The sequence below is a fragment of the Vibrio sp. 10N.261.52.C2 genome (assembly GCF_041471425.1).
Classification (GTDB): Bacteria; Pseudomonadota; Gammaproteobacteria; order Enterobacterales; family Vibrionaceae; genus Vibrio; species Vibrio crassostreae_C.
Genome location: NZ_JBFROH010000111.1, coordinates 1 through 2,644 on the forward strand (window position 1 = coordinate 1; position 2,644 = coordinate 2,644).

General features: G+C 39.8%; 1 protein-coding gene and 1 pseudogene. One reads left to right on the plus strand and one right to left on the minus strand.

Annotated elements, in window-relative coordinates; translation table 11 throughout:
• Window positions 1-322 precede the first annotated feature (322 nt).
• Window positions 323-1,387, plus strand: a complete 1,065-nt coding sequence (locus AB4307_RS21950) for a hypothetical protein (RefSeq protein WP_372133542.1) — start codon at window positions 323-325, stop codon at window positions 1,385-1,387.
• A gap of 226 nt (window positions 1,388-1,613) precedes the next feature.
• Here the strand turns inward: AB4307_RS21950 and AB4307_RS21955 are convergent.
• A pseudogene (locus AB4307_RS21955) lies at window positions 1,614-2,209 on the minus strand (tyrosine-type recombinase/integrase).
• Between the last annotated feature and the right edge of the window lie 435 nt (window positions 2,210-2,644).

A 2,644-nucleotide genomic window follows, 5' to 3' on the forward strand; every position in this document is an offset into this window, starting at 1 on the left:
TCTAAGCGGAGAAGAGCCCCATAGGTATGGAAAAGTTGGTGTGAAGAGGCGATGCGATGAATAGCATATCACTAGCAAAAGTATTGGAGGGCTAAAATGATATAGCCTAGCCAATTGGTTTTCGAGACATGAAGAGCGAGCTATTCACTCTTTGGCCTGCGTTTTAAAGAGAGTATTTTGTACTGATAACGGTAAGTTATGAGCATTATGTAACATATCCCTCAATCTATATCTATGCATATCCCATTAAAAATATTAAAGTTTTAGGTATTGGGATTAAATCCAAAGCCCATGAACTTTCTATTTAAAACTAGGACAACAAATGAAAAAGTCGATGATTGCAACCTCAGTAGCTGCTTTACTATTAAGTGGGTGTACTATTCGCCCAAAAATAGAGCCTATTGATACAGTAGTAGCTGTACCATCAAATATTAACGCGCAAGAAGCTAAAGCGATACTTGATAACTCTATTTTTAGAACAATACCAATTTTAGATGGTAGACTTGCTCCAGCATCAATTGACGTATCACGTTCAAATAATCGTGACTTGAAAGGTACAGTCATGAACTATGAACTTACGAAGAAGTATCTGTTTAGTATTGACGTTGGATATTACTATAACGAAGAAACTCATTCAGTTGATCGCGAAGCATTTAACACCAAAAGATATAAAAGCTATAACGACTACGCGCCTTGGGCTTTGATGGAGCAATTGCCTGTACTTGATGAATTCGTCGCAGAAGAAGTAACAAATGATTATCAGAATTACGTTAAGGACCGAACTAAACTCTTATCTGAGCCTTATACCTTATCTCCGCAAGTAGAAATGCTGATGGATAAGTCTGACAAGAAAAAATTCGCTGCTTTATTCACTCAAGAAAACGTCAACACCAACTTCCTTGATTACTATGACTATAATTACAAAGGCCAGCCTTTGCTAAACGACTATGTGATGAGTGAAGTTAAATCATTGACTGCTAAAAACTTTAGTGGCATCAACGTAATGATAAATCATAATAATGTCATTGAGTTCACATCGGCATCTTTGCTAGCCAAACCTAACGGTTGGATTTTAACTAACAAAGACCTTCAAGTAACAACGCTAAATTACAAGTACGAGATTACGAATCTCACTGACAAGTTCATCACCATTGATCGTGCAGCAAGTTATGTGAATAACAGCGTAAATAAAGACGAAATTAAACTGCCTTTGGAAATTCCACCTAAGTCTAAAGTGACAGTCTCACATAAAGGCAAGAGTTCTCACTATCGAGTGACCGCACTGAAACCAGACCAAAGCGTCGACTTCTCGTTATCTTTTGAGTACTCACTTGAAGGCAAGAAAAAAACATTAAATGGTCAGAAGACATTCAAACCTTTAATCTAAGTCATCCGCTTACTTTATTTCGAAAACTCCACCAACAAATTTTTGGTGGGTTTGATTCAAGGCTAAACTTATAGTTGGAACATCGTAAAAGGCATTGACCTCGACGTTTATACAGGCCGAACCTTATTAGCGATGGGGTTCGGCTTTTTAACACCTTTCAACAGTGATATACCTTTTAAAGTATAGAAACCGTAGCAGAAGAAAAGCCTGTAACAGCTCCTGTCTGTCAGCAATCTGTTTTCTCAGACAACCTCAGAGCATCTTCTAGCTCTACGCCAAGGTATCGAATAGTGTTATCTAGCTTCGAATGTCCAAGTAAGATCTGTACAGCTCTGATGTTTTCGTTCTGGCATAGATTAAAGTCGCTTTGGTTCGGCGCATGGAATGAGTACCGTAATAGTCGGCATTCAATCCCAGTTTTGCAGCCCAACTCCTGATAATTGAACGATAGAAAGAGTAACTGATAGGTTGTCCAAAGCGTCGGCTACTCGGGAATAAAAAACTGCTTGCCTCTAGGGATGCTGCAAAGATCCATCGGCTAATGCTTTGCTGTGTTCTCGGCGTAATCTCATAGTGGACGTCGGTCCCAGTTTTTTGCTGGATGCACTGAACCCTTTCATAGATAACTCCTTGCGAAGAAACATCGTAAACATGTAGCTTTAGCAAATCACTCGCTCTTAACTTGCTATCTATAGCTAGGTTCAGCAGTGCGAGCTGCATCAGATCATTTTCAATCTCTAGCCTAGTTCTGATCCGCCAGATCTCTTCAAGCTTAAACGGCCTTTTGATGCCGCTGCATTTTCCAGAAGATAACTTCCTCACGATGACCTCCTCTCAGTGTTTTGGGTCAATATGAAGTTTGGCAGTCACATTGACTAGAGGTCAGGAAGTTTGCCACGATTGGCTACAGCACACCTTTGGACAAAATGTATGGTACGCCCCGTTTTGCATTGAAAACTCAAAATAACGGAGTTGGTTTGCGCTAATGTATTCAGAGTATAATTGAGACTTACTTCCCATAGACGCATGAAAGTGAGGTGTTTTGACGGTGCCAATGCAAAAAACGGTCAAAATGAAATCTGACGTATTTATCTGATCATTTGAGAGTAGTGAAAGCCGAGAAGTGACGGCTCTCGGCTTTGAGGTTGTGATGGTCGCTTATTTCTGCGTTAAGCCGAAATTGATCTTCTTACCAGTGGATAGCTGAGTGAATACTGGCACATTCGAGAAGCGTTTTTGCTTAAAGTGCTCTTTAAA